Raw genomic sequence first — 822 nt, forward strand, 5'->3', positions numbered from 1 at the left:
GGGAGATGCTGGCGTCCAGGCTGTCAAAGCCGCCGATCTCGATCAGGTCGTCGCCGTCGCCAGCCGACACCTGGTCCCGGCTGTAGACGGCGATGGTGTCGTTGCCCGCTCCGCCATAGAGGATGTTGGCGCCCCCGCCGCCGTCCAGGTAGTCGTCGCCGTCGCCGCCCACCATGTGGTCGTCGCCCAGGCCGCCCCGCAGGTCGTCGTCGCCGCCATGGCCCTGCAGCCGGTCGTTGCCGGCACCGCCCACCAGCCGGTCGTCCCCGGCGCCGCCGCTCAGGCTGTCGTCGCCCTCGCCGCCGTCCAGCTGGTCGTTGCCATCGCCGCCCATGATCGTGTCGTCGCCGGCCTCGCCGAAGGCGATGTCGTTGCCGCTATCCAGGCCGATGACGTCGCTGCCGCCTTGGCCATGCACCGTGTCGTTGCCGGCTCTGGCCAGGATGATGTCGTCCCCGTCCGTGCCGTCGAGCAGGTCGTCGCCGAGCGTGCCTAGGATGATCGCCATCTTGCTCTCCCTATGGTCACGCTACCGGCATCAGGCTGACCGGCAGCATGTGGTCGTTGAACTCGAACCAGGCCATGTTGTCGTGGTAGAGCTTTCCAGAAGCGTTGTAGTAGCGGCCGGAATTGTTGGCGTCATCCTCGCTGATGGTGGGCACGGAGTGCGGATGACAGGCCCAGACCTGGGGAATCTTGATCTCCGGCCGGCGCGAGCCGTCCGGCATCAGCGCCCGGCCCTGGCTGGTGTCGTAGGTGCCGTCCGATCTCTTCCGGTAGAGGTTGAAGTAGCGGTGCGGGTTCTTCTGCAGCTGCATGGCG

At 67.6% G+C, this 822-nt stretch carries 2 protein-coding genes; both read right to left on the minus strand.

The genetic code is table 11. From position 1 onward, the window contains the following. Positions 1-508, minus strand: a 508-nt coding sequence (locus EQG76_RS30990) for a calcium-binding protein (RefSeq protein ID WP_321573539.1), incomplete at its 3' end; no start/stop codon positions are given. A 16-nt stretch (positions 509-524) separates the two neighbouring features. Further along, positions 525-822, minus strand: a 298-nt coding sequence (locus tag EQG76_RS30995; RefSeq protein ID WP_159719068.1) for a hypothetical protein, incomplete at its 5' end; no start/stop codon positions are given.

It is taken from the genome of Geminicoccus flavidas, from assembly GCF_009806515.1.
GTDB classification, from domain to species: Bacteria; Pseudomonadota; Alphaproteobacteria; order Geminicoccales; family Geminicoccaceae; genus Geminicoccus; species Geminicoccus flavidus.